Source organism: Peribacillus sp. N1, from assembly GCF_054600815.1.
This window is the reverse complement of sequence record NZ_BAAHZO010000002.1, coordinates 147,753-162,400: the sequence shown is the minus strand read 5'-3', so window position 1 is coordinate 162,400 and position 14,648 is coordinate 147,753. Positions and strand designations below refer to the sequence as shown.

13 protein-coding genes are annotated in these 14,648 nt (G+C 42.4%); 11 read left to right on the top strand and 2 right to left on the bottom strand.

What is annotated here, in order from left to right:
- Positions 1–12 precede the first annotated feature (12 nt).
- The 4 genes from ACYP5M_RS09235 (at position 13) to ACYP5M_RS09220 (ending at position 4,998) form a co-directional block, all read left to right on the top strand.
- On the top strand, positions 13–978 hold the full coding sequence (locus ACYP5M_RS09235; RefSeq protein ID WP_459734971.1) for a branched-chain amino acid ABC transporter permease: 966 nt from the start codon (positions 13–15) through the stop codon (positions 976–978).
- Positions 950–1,732, top strand: coding sequence for an ABC transporter ATP-binding protein (locus ACYP5M_RS09230; protein ID WP_101222747.1), 783 nt, complete (start codon positions 950–952; stop codon positions 1,730–1,732). The genes ACYP5M_RS09235 and ACYP5M_RS09230 overlap by 29 nt, the downstream gene beginning before the upstream one ends.
- Positions 1,732–2,439: an ABC transporter ATP-binding protein gene (locus tag ACYP5M_RS09225; RefSeq protein WP_101222746.1), complete on the top strand. Its 708-nt coding sequence runs from the start codon at positions 1,732–1,734 to the stop codon at positions 2,437–2,439. Before ACYP5M_RS09230 ends, ACYP5M_RS09225 begins: the two co-directional genes overlap by 1 nt.
- 675 nt (positions 2,440–3,114) lie before the next feature.
- Positions 3,115–4,998 (top strand): S8 family serine peptidase, encoded by a 1,884-nt coding sequence (locus ACYP5M_RS09220; protein WP_459734970.1) that lies wholly within the window; start codon positions 3,115–3,117, stop codon positions 4,996–4,998.
- A gap of 50 nt (positions 4,999–5,048) precedes the next feature.
- Here ACYP5M_RS09220 and ACYP5M_RS09215 read toward each other — a convergent pair whose 3' ends face one another.
- On the bottom strand, positions 5,049–5,522 hold the full coding sequence (locus ACYP5M_RS09215; RefSeq protein ID WP_459734969.1) for a VOC family protein: 474 nt from the start codon (positions 5,520–5,522) through the stop codon (positions 5,049–5,051).
- 127 nt (positions 5,523–5,649) lie between these two features.
- Positions 5,650–5,841 carry a hypothetical protein gene (locus ACYP5M_RS09210; protein ID WP_048681418.1) on the bottom strand — a complete coding sequence of 64 codons (192 nt, stop codon included), beginning with the start codon at positions 5,839–5,841 and terminating at the stop codon, positions 5,650–5,652.
- Positions 5,842–6,138: 297 nt separating this feature from the next.
- Between ACYP5M_RS09210 and galT the strand changes: the two genes are divergently transcribed.
- From galT to ACYP5M_RS09175, 7 genes are all read left to right on the top strand, one after another.
- Complete coding sequence (galT, locus tag ACYP5M_RS09205; RefSeq protein ID WP_459734968.1) at positions 6,139–7,659, top strand: UDP-glucose--hexose-1-phosphate uridylyltransferase; 1,521 nt, start codon at positions 6,139–6,141, stop codon at positions 7,657–7,659.
- A gap of 117 nt (positions 7,660–7,776) precedes the next feature.
- The gene (locus ACYP5M_RS09200; protein WP_459734967.1) at positions 7,777–8,967 is read left to right on the top strand and encodes a galactokinase; all 1,191 of its coding nucleotides are present in this window, start codon (positions 7,777–7,779) and stop codon (positions 8,965–8,967) included.
- A gap of 3 nt (positions 8,968–8,970) precedes the next feature.
- A complete protein-coding gene (galE, locus tag ACYP5M_RS09195) occupies positions 8,971–9,960 on the top strand; it encodes a UDP-glucose 4-epimerase GalE (RefSeq protein WP_459734966.1) in 990 nt (329 codons plus the stop codon).
- Between the two features lie 18 nt (positions 9,961–9,978).
- Entirely contained in the window at positions 9,979–11,058 is a 1,080-nt protein-coding gene (locus tag ACYP5M_RS09190; RefSeq protein ID WP_459734965.1) for a M24 family metallopeptidase, read from the top strand.
- A gap of 445 nt (positions 11,059–11,503) precedes the next feature.
- The gene (locus ACYP5M_RS09185) at positions 11,504–12,775 is read left to right on the top strand and encodes an ABC transporter substrate-binding protein (protein WP_459734964.1); all 1,272 of its coding nucleotides are present in this window, start codon (positions 11,504–11,506) and stop codon (positions 12,773–12,775) included.
- 120 nt (positions 12,776–12,895) lie between these two features.
- On the top strand, positions 12,896–13,786 hold the full coding sequence (locus ACYP5M_RS09180) for a carbohydrate ABC transporter permease (RefSeq protein WP_459734963.1): 891 nt from the start codon (positions 12,896–12,898) through the stop codon (positions 13,784–13,786).
- A gap of 3 nt (positions 13,787–13,789) precedes the next feature.
- A complete protein-coding gene (locus ACYP5M_RS09175) occupies positions 13,790–14,620 on the top strand; it encodes a carbohydrate ABC transporter permease (protein ID WP_251539702.1) in 831 nt (276 codons plus the stop codon).
- Positions 14,621–14,648 lie beyond the last annotated feature (28 nt).

The window sequence follows — 14,648 nt, the reverse complement described above, 5'->3', positions numbered from 1 at the left end:
GGAGACAAAGCAATGACTACAATTAAGCGAGCAAAAGGTTTTTGGCTCTCGATTTCACTATCATTGATCTTTTTCGCCGCAGTTCAAGTGTTAATCGGCGGCGGATCGCTAAATCCTTTTTATCAAAATACGCTCATGTTCATCGGGATCAATATCATTCTGGCAGCGAGCCTGCATTTGATCATCGGGATAACCGGACAGTTCTCCATCGGACATGCTGGATTCCTGGCAGTCGGTGCCTATGCCTCAGCCGTTATGACGATGAAGCTGGAAATGCCATTTTATGCGGCATTGATAGTCGGCGGTTTGGCATCAGCGCTGGCAGGCTTGATCATCGGAATTCCAAGCTTACGCTTAAAAGGTGACTACCTGGCGATTGCGACCCTTGGTTTTGGTGAAATCGTCCGGATCATGCTTTTGAATATCGATTATGTCGGCGGGGCGAGCGGCATGCAGGTTTCCCATTTGACCACTTGGCCGTGGGTATTCGCTTCCGTTATCGTAACGATCATCGTCATCCGAAACTTTACTAGCTCGACCCACGGCAGGGCCTGCATATCGATCCGCGAGGACGAAACGGCTGCCGATTCGATGGGAATCAACACGACGTATTATAAAGTTGTCGCGTTTGCGATCGGTGCTTTTTTTGCCGGTATTGCCGGAGGACTTTACGCTCATAACTTCTATATCATCCAGCCATCGAACTTCGGATTCCTGAAATCATTTGATATTTTGATCCTAGTCGTGCTTGGCGGTCTTGGAAGTCTTTCCGGTGCCGTATTGGCCGCGATATTATTGACTGTTGTAACGACTTTCCTGCAGGATTATCCGGAAACACGAATGATCATCTACAGCCTTGTGCTTATCGTGATGATGCTCTATCGCCCACAAGGCTTAATGGGGACAAAAGAAATAACATCCATGTTCAAACGTAAAGGAGGAAGCGGCCATGAAAAAAATAAAAACACCGCTGCTTAAAGTCGATTCAGTCGGCATCCAGTTCGGGGGGCTTAAAGCCGTTTCTGATGTTAACGTCGAGTTATATCCAGGAGAACTGATTGGCTTGATCGGGCCGAACGGCGCTGGAAAAACGACTTTCTTTAACTTGCTGACAGGAGTTTACGTCCCGACCGAGGGCACGATTTCTTTGGAAGGTGAGAACTTAAGAAAACTGCCTCCATATAAAATCACGCAAAAAGGTATCAGCCGGACATTCCAGAACATTCGCTTATTCAGTGAGCTATCCGTGATCGATAATGTAAAAGTTGCCTATCATTCGCTTTCGAAACATAATATCTTAAGTTCGATCTTCCGCATGCCGATCCATTTTAAAGGCGAAAAGGAAATGGATGAAAAGGCGATTGAGTTCCTGAAGATTTTCAACCTCGATCAATATAAGGATGAAAAGGCGAAGAACCTGCCATATGGTAAACAAAGACGTTTGGAAATCGCCCGTGCACTTGCAGCCAACCCGAAACTGCTTTTGCTGGATGAACCAGCTGCGGGGATGAACCCTCAGGAAACGCATGAGCTCATGAACCTGATTGCCCTCATCCGTGAGAAATTTGATTTGACCGTATTATTGATAGAACATGATATGCCGCTTGTAATGGGTGTTTGCGAACGCATATATGTACTCGATCACGGACAACTGATCGCTCAAGGAAAGCCAGAGGAAATCCGTAACAATCCAAAAGTCATCGAGGCCTATCTGGGCGAGGAGGTTTCATAATGTTAAAAATCGAGGACATCAACGTCTATTACGGAAACATTCAAGCCTTGAAAGGAATCTCGCTTTCTATTAACGAAGGCGAAATCGTAACCCTGATCGGGGCGAACGGAGCCGGGAAAAGCACGCTGCTGAAAAGCATTTCCGGCCTATTAAAACCAAAACAAGGGAAGATCGTATACGAAGGGCAATCCATCGGCGGAAAGGCAGCACAATCCATCGTGAAAATGGGCATCTCGCATGTCCCTGAAGGCCGGCGGGTATTTGCTAACATGACCGTCGAAGAAAACCTTCAGCTTGGTGCTTATTTACGTAAGGATAAGGCAGGCATCAAGCAGGATATGGAGAAAGTCTATGAATTATTCCCGCGTTTGCTAGAGCGCCTGAAACAGCAATCCGGAACACTTTCCGGCGGGGAACAGCAAATGCTCGCAATGGGCAGGGCACTCATGGCCAAGCCCCGGCTCCTGTTATTGGACGAGCCATCCATGGGACTCGCGCCATTATTGGTGAAGCAAATCTTTAATATCATCGAAGAAATCAACAAAACGGGTACAACGATTCTGCTGGTCGAACAAAATGCCAACTTAGCACTATCCATCGCGGACAGAGCCTATGTTGTCGAAACCGGCCGAATTGTCCTATCAGGCAAATCAGAGGAACTGACCGCAAGCGAAGAAATCAAGAATGCCTATTTAGGCGGACATTAAACCGCTTTATAGCGGTTACAAACTGCAGACGAACTCGAGGAAAAGCGAGTTTACCTGCAGTTTTTTATTGAAAAAAGTACCAGTTGATTTCAGAAATCCGCTCCCTTTCCGCCGACTGCCTGCCAAGCCTCCTCGCCTAGCGGCTGCGGTGTCTCGGCTAGCCAGTAATTCGGCAGGAGTGTCGCAAATTTCTTCCATCTATTAAGGATTACAGTAAAAAAACATGAAGAATAATTTAGTCATGTTTAAAAAATCATAGTTTAGGATTAGACCAAACGGAACCTCCTTTATTAGACAAAAGGGCTTCTGTCTGAATTTTTCAAACGAAGTTGATTGCAACGGAAGGTACGAGACTCCTGCGGGAAAAGCGAGGCTCCCGGACCGCCCGCGGAAAGCGAGTGCCTGGAGTGGAAATCAAAGTGCAAATTTTACAGTAAAATTATTACCTACAGTCAACCGCTTTGTTTTAAGATTTAGGTAGACCCCATTTTGTCGACAAGCTGAAGCCGCTTTATAGCGGTTTTTTTGTTGTGCAAATAAGTTAATTTAACTAGATAAAAAGGTTAGTAAATCCAAATCAGACGGTATACAATCTAGTTAGGAATAATAGTAGAATTGGTTCATGATAAAACCTCATCGTTAGCTATTCTTAATCATATTTTTTGGAGTGATTGTATGCACAAATTTATTCAGGGCATAACGCCGGTATTATTACTGTTTATGATTCTGCCAATCTACCAGCCAGATTCTGCTTCTGCAGAAGAAACGCCGCAATCTGATGGCGTCATCGTCAAGTATAAAGAGGAAAACGATGAGCCGATCAACGAGTTGATAGAAAAGGTGGAGGTTCCTAAAGGGGAAACAACCGACAATCTGATCGAGGAACTTGAAGAACAGAAGAATGTGGAATATGCAGAACCAAATTATCTTTTCAAGAAGATGGATAGTCCGAACGATCCAGCCTACATAGACCAGTGGCATCATAAAAGGCTTGGTACGAGTGCTGCTTGGACAAAATCAATGGGCTCGAAGGAATTGATCGTGGCCATCATTGACGACGGAATCGATCGCAACCACGAAGATTTAAAAGGGAGGATCGTCAATGCCTATGATACGATACGCAATCGGAAGCATATCGTCCCAAAAGGGGCGCATGGAACGCATATCGCAGGCATCATTGCCGGTTCTGCGAACAATGGCATAGGCGGAACGGGTGTTGCCCCGAACGTTAAACTAATGCCGATCAACGTCTTTGATGGAGAGTATGCTGATACGGCCGATATCATTGAAGCGATACATTATGCCGTTCAGCAAAAGGCAAACATCATCAATATGAGTTTAGGAGACACCAGTTATTCAGAGGCCTTGAACAAGGCTGTCCAGGAAGCCTATAAAAAAGGCGTCCTGATCGTCGCGGCTGCCGGGAATGAAGGGGATATGGGGAAAAGTGTACAGCGTGTGTACCCAGCCGCATTCAGCCATGTCATTTCCGTTGCTGCCACTAACTCAAGTGACAAGCGTCCCAGTTATTCCAACTACCATTCAACAGTCGATATCGCGGCCCCTGGAGATGATATCCTTTCGACCCTGCCTTATGGTAAATATGGCTGGATGAGCGGAACATCGATGGCCACGCCGATGGTGGCGGGTGTAGCGGCACTGATTTGGTCCCATGAGCCCAAACTCAACACAAAGGAGGTCGAATACCGCCTCTATGATTCAGCCGTGGACCTAGGTGCAAAAGGGAAAGACATCTACTATGGAAACGGGCGGGTCAATGCCAAAAAAGCACTGGAAATGAAGACGCTGACCAAACCGGCCGTGACCGCAATATCCGATAAGGACACCAAGATCAATGGGAAAATCCCGACCGATTTCAAAACAGGGACCGTCTCCATTTATACCGGTAATAAACAACTCGCCACAGTGAAAATCAATGGCGAAAAAACGTTTACAGCAACTATCGCAAAACAAACAGCCGGAACGACCATCTCTACTAGGGTCATCGATAAATCGGGAAATAAAAGTGTACCCGTTTCATTTAAAGTGGCAGATAAAACGGCTCCTGCAAGACCATCGGTAAATACGGTAGGTGACAATACCGTCAAAGTGACCGGCAAAGCGGAAGCGAGCTCTTCCGTCACTGTCAAAACTGGCAGTACGGTTCTAGGCAAAGCAAATTCGAACAGCGCAGGGAATTTCACCGTAACGATGGCAAAAAAACAAAAAGCCGGAAAAGTCCTATCCTTTACAGCAACCGATAAAGCAGGAAATGTTAGCTCGATCAAAACAGTGACCGTCGCAGACAAAACAGCGCCAAGTAAACCTACGGTCAACACTGTAACTACAAAAACGACAAAAGTAACAGGCAAAGCAGAAGCCAACTCCACTGTCTCCATCAAAGCATCAAAAAAAGTAATCGGCTCTGCCACAGCAACAAGTAAAGGTACATTCTCGGTTAAAATCCCCAAGCAAAAAGCCGGAAAGAACCTATATATTTATGCCAAAGACAAAGCGAAAAACGTAAGCGAATCAAGAAAAGTAACAGTTAAAAAGTGATGGGAAAACAGGAAAAGCCCCCAATAATCTGATTGGGGGCTGATCTTATATCAATCTTTATTTCCATACATCAATTCTGTGCTTCGGCTGTAAAGCTCAATGATATTGCCGTAAGGATCCTCACAATAGATTAAATAATAGGGCTTGTTCTCCCACGTATTCCATATACCGCTTCGCCTTCTTCCGCCAGAAGCAGCAATATCATCAGCCAGCTTTTCGATATCATCCGATACTAAGTAAATATGAAAAAAGCCCTCATAACCGCGACTCCCACCTATAGGCATTCTCGGCTCCTCAAACTCAAAAAGCTCAATCCCCACTCCATTATCCGCCATCATATGAGCATTACGCATCTTTTTAACTTCCTCACCAAGAAGATCATTCGTCATATTATGTTCATTCTCCTTTCTTGCATCAAACGAATAGGGACCCGCCAATAATTTGAATCCCAACATCTGCTCATACCACTTAATCGCCGCATCCAAATCAGGTACAGCCAATCCAACATGAGTAATTGCTGTCATATGTATCCCCCCTGATCATTAAAATACCCTTTTAAGGTGAGGGGCAAACGGTGCCGTTTTTGAACAAAAAAAAGAAGCAATAGCCAATACTGCTTCTTTGATTACATATATCGACGCATGAAATTCATTAAATCTCACCCTCTTCAAGCCTCCTATTATACTCAACTTTACTTATTAACCCTTTTGCATTACAGGTAAGACAATCCGTATAAATATCGTAGGCACCTGTACCTGCACAAACATGGCATTTAACATGAGTTTCCGGTATATCCTTATGCATGAATGAAAAAACTTTTCCAATATACTGCAGAATAATCATTCCCAAAACTCCTTTTTTTTTCTATCATACAACGAAAAAGAGAGAAGGAAACTGGAAATACAATAACATTACTTAAATCAAATAAAACCATAACATAGTTTACATGGGGTTAAAAAAGTGTTGATATATACCTGATTTAGAACATTTCAATGAAAGTAGGGTGAACAGTTAGGAATCAGATTTTTATATCCCTGCACAAAATCATTGAAAAAATTCATAGAAACCTCTATGATAGAATAAAGATAATTAATTAATTTAATTAAGTTGAGTTTTATATCCTTTCTAGGGGTGAATCAGGTGAAAATCTATCAATCTATACAAAGTTTATTACAATACGGAGTTCAGCAGCGTTTATTGGAGAAGGAAGATGTTATCTATTCACGCAACCGAATCTTATATGTACTGGGCTTGGATGACTGGGAGGAATGTGAGGGAGAAGGGGAAGAGTTTTCTCTCGGAGTTATTCTTAATGAAATTTTAGACTGGGCATTCGAAAATGGTATTTTACCATCCAATTCTATTACAGAACGAGATATTCTTGATTCTGAATTGATGAATTGCCTGATGCCCCGTCCATCTGCCGTAATATCAGAATTTAAAGAGAATTACCTCAAAAGTCCTAAAGCGGCAACCGATCAATATTACCATCTATCGCTGGCTTCGAATTATATCCGCAAAGAACGAGTTGCAAAAAATATACAATGGAAAAGTAGGACACCATACGGCGAAATGGACATCACCATCAATTTATCAAAACCTGAAAAAAATCCGGAGGAAATATCGCGGTTGAAAAGTACGCCTCAAGGATCTTACCCGGCCTGCGCTTTGTGCAGGGAGAATGAAGGATATGGAGGGAACCTGCAAAATGCAGCCAGAGCGACACATAGGATCATACCTCTGACATTAAATAATGAGGAATGGTTCCTGCAGTATTCTCCTTACGTTTATTATAATGAACATTCGATTGTTTTTAGGGGAGAACATGTGCCTATGAAGATTTCTGCTGCTACATTCACACGGTTACTTGAATTTACAGACCAGTTTCCGCATTACTTCATCGGCTCGAATGCGGATTTGCCGATCGTCGGAGGATCCATCTTAACTCATGACCATTTCCAGGGAGGTAGATTTGAGTTTGCGATTGAAAGAGCGGAAGTTGAGGAAAGCATTAGCCTGACCCGCTACCCATCAGTCACACTGGGAATAGTCAATTGGCCGATGTCAGTCATCAGGGTCCGCGGAAAAAAGGATGAAGTTCAAGCCGTGACAGAGCTTATTTGGAAGAGCTGGCAAAACTATAGTGACCCGGAAGCTGAAGTGTTTGCTTTTACCGGCAATACTCCTCACAACACGGTAACGCCGATTGCAAGAAGAAGCGGCGAGCTGTTTGAAATGGATGTCGTATTAAGGAATAACCGTACATCCGAAGAATTTCCCCATGGGATTTTTCATCCTCATGATGAGCTGCATCATATTAAAAAAGAAAATATCGGCTTAATAGAAGTAATGGGCCTTGCTGTCCTTCCGGGAAGATTGGCCGAAGAGTTAGGTCTTGCAGCAGAATATCTGCTCTGTCCTGTTCCTAAAGAGAAGTGGGATGAATCTATAGTAAAACATTTTGACTGGATACAGAAAATATTAACTAAGCATCAAACCATAACCAAAGAAAATGTGATGGATATTATTGAAGCTGAGGTTGGGGAAGTATTCCAGACTGTATTGGAACATGCAGGTATTTTTAAAAGAACAAGGGAGGGGAAAAATGCTTTCTTGAATTTTTTTAACTCGTTAAAAGAAGCATCCAGACTAAATAAGTAATGGATGTCATTTCAATATGATGTTGTAGCATAATTAGTTTATTAATTAATTTAATTTAGATATTAGATTCTTGATATGTAACTCAAAACATAGATTCAGAGAGAGGTGGTTGCACAAATGAATGCGATTCAGCTTCGCCAATTATTCCGTGATCAATTTGGATACGAAGAAGGGGTCAGAATCTTTTTTGCTCCCGGGCGTGTTAATTTAATCGGAGAACACACGGATTATAATGGTGGATATGTTTTTCCCGCAGCTTTAACATATGGAACTTGGGCAGCTGCGGCACCAAGGACTGATAGGATGTACCGATTTGCTTCAGCGAATTTTCCATCAACAGCAACCTGTTCGGCAACCGAGGAATTGTTATACATAGTAGAGGATGATTGGGCTAATTACCCAAAAGGTGTCTTAAAGGAATTGCTGCAGGTAGCAGGGCAAGAAGATGCCGAAAAATTCATGGGGGCAGATGTGCTGTATTACGGAAATATCCCAAATGGTGCAGGGTTATCCTCATCCGCATCAATCGAACTTGTTACTGGACTTGCTTTAAGCAAGCTTGCCGACTTTGATATTCCCATGATGGGGTTAGTTGAATTAGGACAGAAAGCAGAAAATCGTTTTGTTGGTGTCAATTGTGGAATCATGGATCAATTTGCGGTTGGCATGGGGAGGAAAAACCATGCTATGGTGCTGAAGTGTGATACGTTGGAATACCGATATGTACCATTGGAGATTGATGGCTATAAGCTGGTTATTACCAATACAAATAAACGCCGCGGCCTTGCTGATTCAAAATATAATGAGCGAAGGGCTCAATGTGAAGAAGGGCTTTCAATCATTCAACAACAGCTTCCTTTGGTACGTAACTTAGGAGATGTCAGTTTAGCTGAATGGGAAAAAGTTCACCACTTTATTGAAGATGATGTTATACACCGGCGTGTAGAGCATGTCATTACAGAAAATGAACGTGTCCTTGCAGCAACGAAAAGCTTACAGGATAACGATATATATGCTTTTGGTGCAAGGATGAAGCAATCACACGAATCATTAAGGGATTTATATGAAGTGACCGGCATTGAGCTGGATACAATTTTTGAAGAAGCATCAAAGGTCGAAGGCTGTGTTGGGACCCGTATGACCGGTGCTGGATTTGGCGGGTGCAACGTAAGCCTTGTTAAAGAAGAAGCTGTAGATGAATTTAAGGAAAAAGTAGCAAAAAATTATTCGAAAAAAACTGGCCTGGAACCTATCTTTTATGTGTGTGAAATAGGGGATGGTGCTAAAGAAGTGGATATGGGGGAATAGAAAATGGCGATTTTGGTAACCGGCGGTGCAGGATATATTGGCAGTCATACTGTGATCGAACTGTTGAACCAAGGTGAAGAAGTGGTTGTTGTCGATAACCTCATGACAGGACATGAAAAGGCTGTGTCTGGCGGCGCCATTCACATCGGTGATCTCCAGGATGAAGGCTTCCTTAATTCCGTTTTTAAAAAATATGATATTGAAGCCGTCATTCATTTTGCTGCGAGTTCACTGGTAGGGGAAAGCGTCCAAAAGCCTCTCCAATATTATGAAAATAACTTACTCTCATCACACACTCTTGTAAAAGTGATGCTAAAGCACGGCGTAAAGAAGATTGTGTTTTCTTCCACAGCAGCAACATACGGAGAGCCGGAGCAAGTGCCCATATTAGAAGGGGACACTACCAATCCAACAAGCCCTTACGGGGAGACTAAATTGGCGATGGAGAATATGTTCCGGTGGTGTGATGGGGCAAATGGGCTAAAGTCCGTTTCTCTGCGTTATTTTAATGCGGCAGGTGCACACCCAGAAGGAATAATTGGCGAAGATCATACTCCAGAAAGCCATCTTATTCCAATAATACTTCAAGTTGCACTCGGACAAAGAGAGCATATCGGCATTTTTGGCGATGATTACCCTACCGAAGATGGAACCTGCATTCGTGATTACATCCATGTCATGGACCTCGCAAATGCTCATTGGCTAGCTCTTGAGCATTTGCGCAGCAAAAATGAAAGTGATGTTTTCAATTTAGGGAACGGCAAAGGATTTTCTGTTAAAGAAGTCATTGAAACAAGCAGAAAAGTTACCGGTCATCCGATCCCAGAAGTAGTTAGTGAAAGACGCGCTGGAGACCCGGCTATCCTGATCGCTTCCTCTGAAAAGGCTCAAACTCTATTAGGCTGGAAGCCAAAGTATAATAATCTAAAAAAAATTATCGAAACAGCATGGAAATGGCATGAGGCCAAACCAAATGGTTATCACGACAAATAAGCAAAGGGGAATGCATATATGTCAACAGCTATAGAAAGAGTCCGTACATTCATTAAAGAAAAAGAAATTGATGGGGTTTTCTTCCGTAAAAGAAGTAATTTTTCCTGGATCACGGAGGGTAAAGTAAATCATATTGTTAACACAACCGAAAACGGAGTGGCTGACCTGTTAATTACGGCTGATAAAAAATATTGCATTACCTCCAAAATGGAGTCGGCACGGATTCATGACGAGGAGCTTGCAGGATTAGGCTATGAATTCATAACTCCGGAGTGGTATGAAAATCAGGATGCAGACGTACGGGAATTATGTGCAGGTAAAAAGATCGCAAGCGATGTGCCATTTGGTGACTTTCTTGATTTTGGAGCCCAATTGACCAGTTTGCGCTATTCCTTAAATGAGGATGAAATTTCACGCTATCGCTGGCTTTCACTTAAGGCAGCAAAAGCAGTTGAAGACACTTGCCGGGAAATTGAGCCGGGCTGGACAGAATATGAAATCGCGGCACATTTAGGTTCAAAGGTAGTCAAAGACGGTATCACACCACAGGTTATTCTTGTTTCTACAGATGAGAGGGTATTTAAATACCGCCATCCCATTCCGACGGATAAAAAACTGAGTAATTATGCCATGGTTGTAATCTGTGCGGAAAAAAGCGGATTGGTCGCTAACGTAACGCGCTTTGTCCATTTTGGCGAACTTCCTCAAGAACTCAGGGAAAATAAGCAAAAGCTTGTTCAGATAGATCTTGCAATGAATATGGCAACAAGGCCTGGAGCAGCTATCAAGGATATTCTTCAGTATGGATTTGATACATACAGGAAGGTCGGCCACGGAGACGACTGGCGCTTGCTACATCAGGGCGGCCCAACCGGATACGCCTCCCGTGAATTCCTGGCAACCCCTGAAGTGGAAGGGAACGTTCAAGTAAATCAGGCCTTTGCATGGAATCCTGCGATCAAAGGAATTAAATCCGAAGATACCATTCTTGTTAGTGAACATGAAAATGAATTTCTGACTTTTACTGGTGAGTGGGTCTATATTGAAGTGGAACATGCAGGGCAGAAGTATCTTCGACCTGATATTTTGGTAAGATAATCAAGTACCGGGAAAAAGCTAAAGCATCTGTATTTTTGAGGCTTTAGTTTTTTAAAAAACGTGGAAAAGGAAGGAAGAAGATTATAAGAGTATACATCCTTGCTGATTTCAATAGCCGTTATTGCAGGATAGAGGCCTAACAGTCAGGAAATTTTCTCCATTAATTAAATTATTTTATTTACTTACCATGTTTATATTATTTACGTTAAAAATTAATTTGGAAGTTTAAAGAGGGAAGGGATTCAATCCAATAGATTGCACCTACTTTTTCCCTTATTTTAAATGGTTTTCCTATTGAAAGCGTTGACAAAAGGAATCTATCAGATTATTATAAAAATAGAAAGTAAATTAATTTAATTAACTTAAGTCACTTGAACTTTTACACTAGTAATAAAGCTTCTACAGAAGCAATAAACGATTTTTCTACATAAGGGGGAAAATAGGAATGAAGAAGAAAAAGTGGCTTGGCGTTGCATTGACAGCGGCACTTGCGATCGGTTCATTAGCTGGCTGTGCTGAAAAGGAATCAGGTTCTTCGACTGACGACGGCGGCAAAAGCAATAAAATAACTTATTGGGCTCCGTTCTCAGGTGCGGATGGTCCGCGTATGAAGGAAATTGTAGCAAACTACAATAAGTCTCAAGACAAATACGAGGTGGATTTACAGATTATACCTCAAACAGACTACTATAAAACGGTTGACCTTGGGTTCTCCGGTCAAAAAAATGCTCCAGATTTATTGATCATGCATACTGACCAGCTTACAAACTATGCTGAAAAAAATCTTTTGAAAGACATGACAGACACGATTGAAAAAAATGGTGTAAATGCTGAAGATTATTCTGAAACGGCTTGGCAGGGCGGAACTATCGACGGGAAGCAATATACCATTCCTTTAGATATTCACCCATTAGTCATGTACTACAATAAAGATATGTTTAAAGCAGCCGGCCTTGATCCGGAGAAGCCGCCAACTAACCGTGAAGAGTTCGTGGCTGCTGCTAAGAAGCTTACAGACGAGTCTAAAAAGCAATATGGGTTCGTAGTGCCGACTCTATGGCCAAATCAATTCATCTATCCAACTGTCTTCTTCCAGAATGGCGGTGAATTGCTTAAAGATGGCAAACCTAACTACAACAGCCCTGAAGGTGTCGAGGCATTAACCTTCTTAAGTGATCTGGTACAAAAAGACAAAGTATCTCCTGCTAACGTTCAGCAAGATGGAGAAGTGACCCTTTTCCTTCAAGGCAAAAATGCCATGCAGTTAAACGGTCCTTGGATGATGGAACAATGGGATAAAGCGGGCATCAACTACGGTGTGGCACCAGTGCCTACATTAGGTACAAAACAGCAGGCAGTATATGCAAACGGTCATAATTTTGCAATTCCCGCTTCTGTAAAGGATTCTAAAAAACTCGAAGGAATCTCAGATTTCTTGAAATATGTTGGAGACAACACAATGGAGTGGGCTAAATCAGGCCAGGCTCCAGCTTCTAAAGCAATCTATGAGCAAAACGAAGAATTTAAAAAGATGGTTCAGCAGCCACAAGTTGCTAAGGAATTCGAATATGCTAAATTCGCTCCGCGCGTAGCTAACTGGGGTCAAATATCAGAGCCGTTATGGGCTGAAGTCAACCTTGCTTTATTAGGCAAGAAAGACCCTCAAAAAGCTTTGGACGATGCTAACAAAAAAGCAGAACAAATAATGAAAAAGTAACTTTAAAAGGAGGACGGCCAGGTGACTAGTGAAAACTAACCTGCTCGTCTCTTCTTAATTATAACGACCTAAATGGTTTCTAGGCGGCTAGATTATTTCATTGAAAGGGGGAGAGGCAATATGGACCAAACGAACTGGAGATCCAAACTAACTTCTAGTCTTTTCGTGCTTCCCTATTTGTTTCTGTTTACTGTTTTCCTTTTAATCCCCATTATCTATGGAGCATGGATGAGCTTGCACAATTGGGATTTACTCAATCCTGTCCATGAATTTGTAGGATTGGATAATTATCTAAAGATATTTGATTCGGAATCTTATTTGAACGATTTGTTCTTCGAAGGTCTTAAAAACACCCTACTATTCGTTATATTCAGTGTTCCTTTATTAGTAGGTATAGGCCTTGGGCTGGCACTATTAATTGATAATCTGCCTGGCAGGCTTAAAGGTTTATTCCGCACCATGTACTTTATCCCTTATTCAGTATCCGTTTCAGTAGTAGCGATCATCTGGCTATGGCTTCTTGATACAAATAGCGGGCTGATAAATGGGTATCTCCAGGCTCTCCACTTGCCAAGCATTCCATGGTTGACGGATTTGCCATGGGCATGGGTTTCCATTATTATTGCCACTCTCTGGTGGACAATAGGGTTTAACATGGTCATTTTCATTAACGCACTAAATGATGTTTCTGAAGAACTATATGAAGCAGGTTCCCTTGACGGCGCTTCAAAATGGCAGCGGTTCATCTATATAACCTTGCCAAGCATCAAGCCAACCATGCTGTTTGTTCTGATCACATCAACAATTGCTTCGTTTAATATTTATGGCCAGCCGTACTTGATGACAAGGGGCGGCCCGGGAACAGAAACAAAGGTTTTATTGATGAACATTGTGGATGAAGCATTTAAACAAAGACAATTGGGAAATGCAGCTGCCATGTCACTTATGATGGCGTTGATCATGATCATTATCTCTGTGGTTCAGCTGCGCATCACGAATCGAAAGGAGTAGGGTATGCAAAGAAAAGCGAGTAAAGCGGTTATTGTCATCCTGGCCATTCTTATTGGCTTAATGTTTCTAGTTCCAATCTTCTGGATGCTTGCTACTTCTTTCAAAAGTGACCAGGAAGCATTTACGGCTGGACTGAAGTGGCTGCCGGAAGTTTTTACACTAGAAAATTATACATATGCGCTTTCAGGCGATGGAGAAACTCCAGTATTATCATGGATGGCCAATTCACTTTTTGTTGGTATTGTCGGAACTCTTATTGTTCTGGTCGTTGATACATTGGCCGCATATGGTCTAGCACGATTGGACGTTCCTTTTAAAAAGCTGTTGATCGGGTTGTTTATCGGATCCTTAACCATTCCATGGGTCATTACATTCCTTCCATTATATATGGAATTTAATACATTGGGACTTCTGGATACGTATGCCGTGTTAATTCTGCCTTATTCAGCTAATGCTTTCGGGGTTTTCCTCCTCTATCAATATTTCAGAACATTCCCAAGGGAGCTTGAAGAAGCGGCCTTCCTTGACGGAGCAAATAAATGGCAAGTTTTCACGAAGGTCGTATTGCCTTCTGCACGTCCTGTCATCTGGACACTTGGAATCTTTACATTTATGGGAATATACAACGATTTCCTATGGCCATTAGTGACAACGAATTCACCTGAAATGAGAACGATCACAACTGGTATCGCCATCATGCAGCAGGGAAGCTTCGTTTCATCACCGGCTAAATTAATGGCATTAACGTCCATTGCAACGATACCAGCCGTCATTTTATTTATCATTGGTCAGCGCTCATTTATTAAAGGCGTGAACCAAACAGGAATTAAATAATATTCAATTTTAGAAGGGATTGAAAATA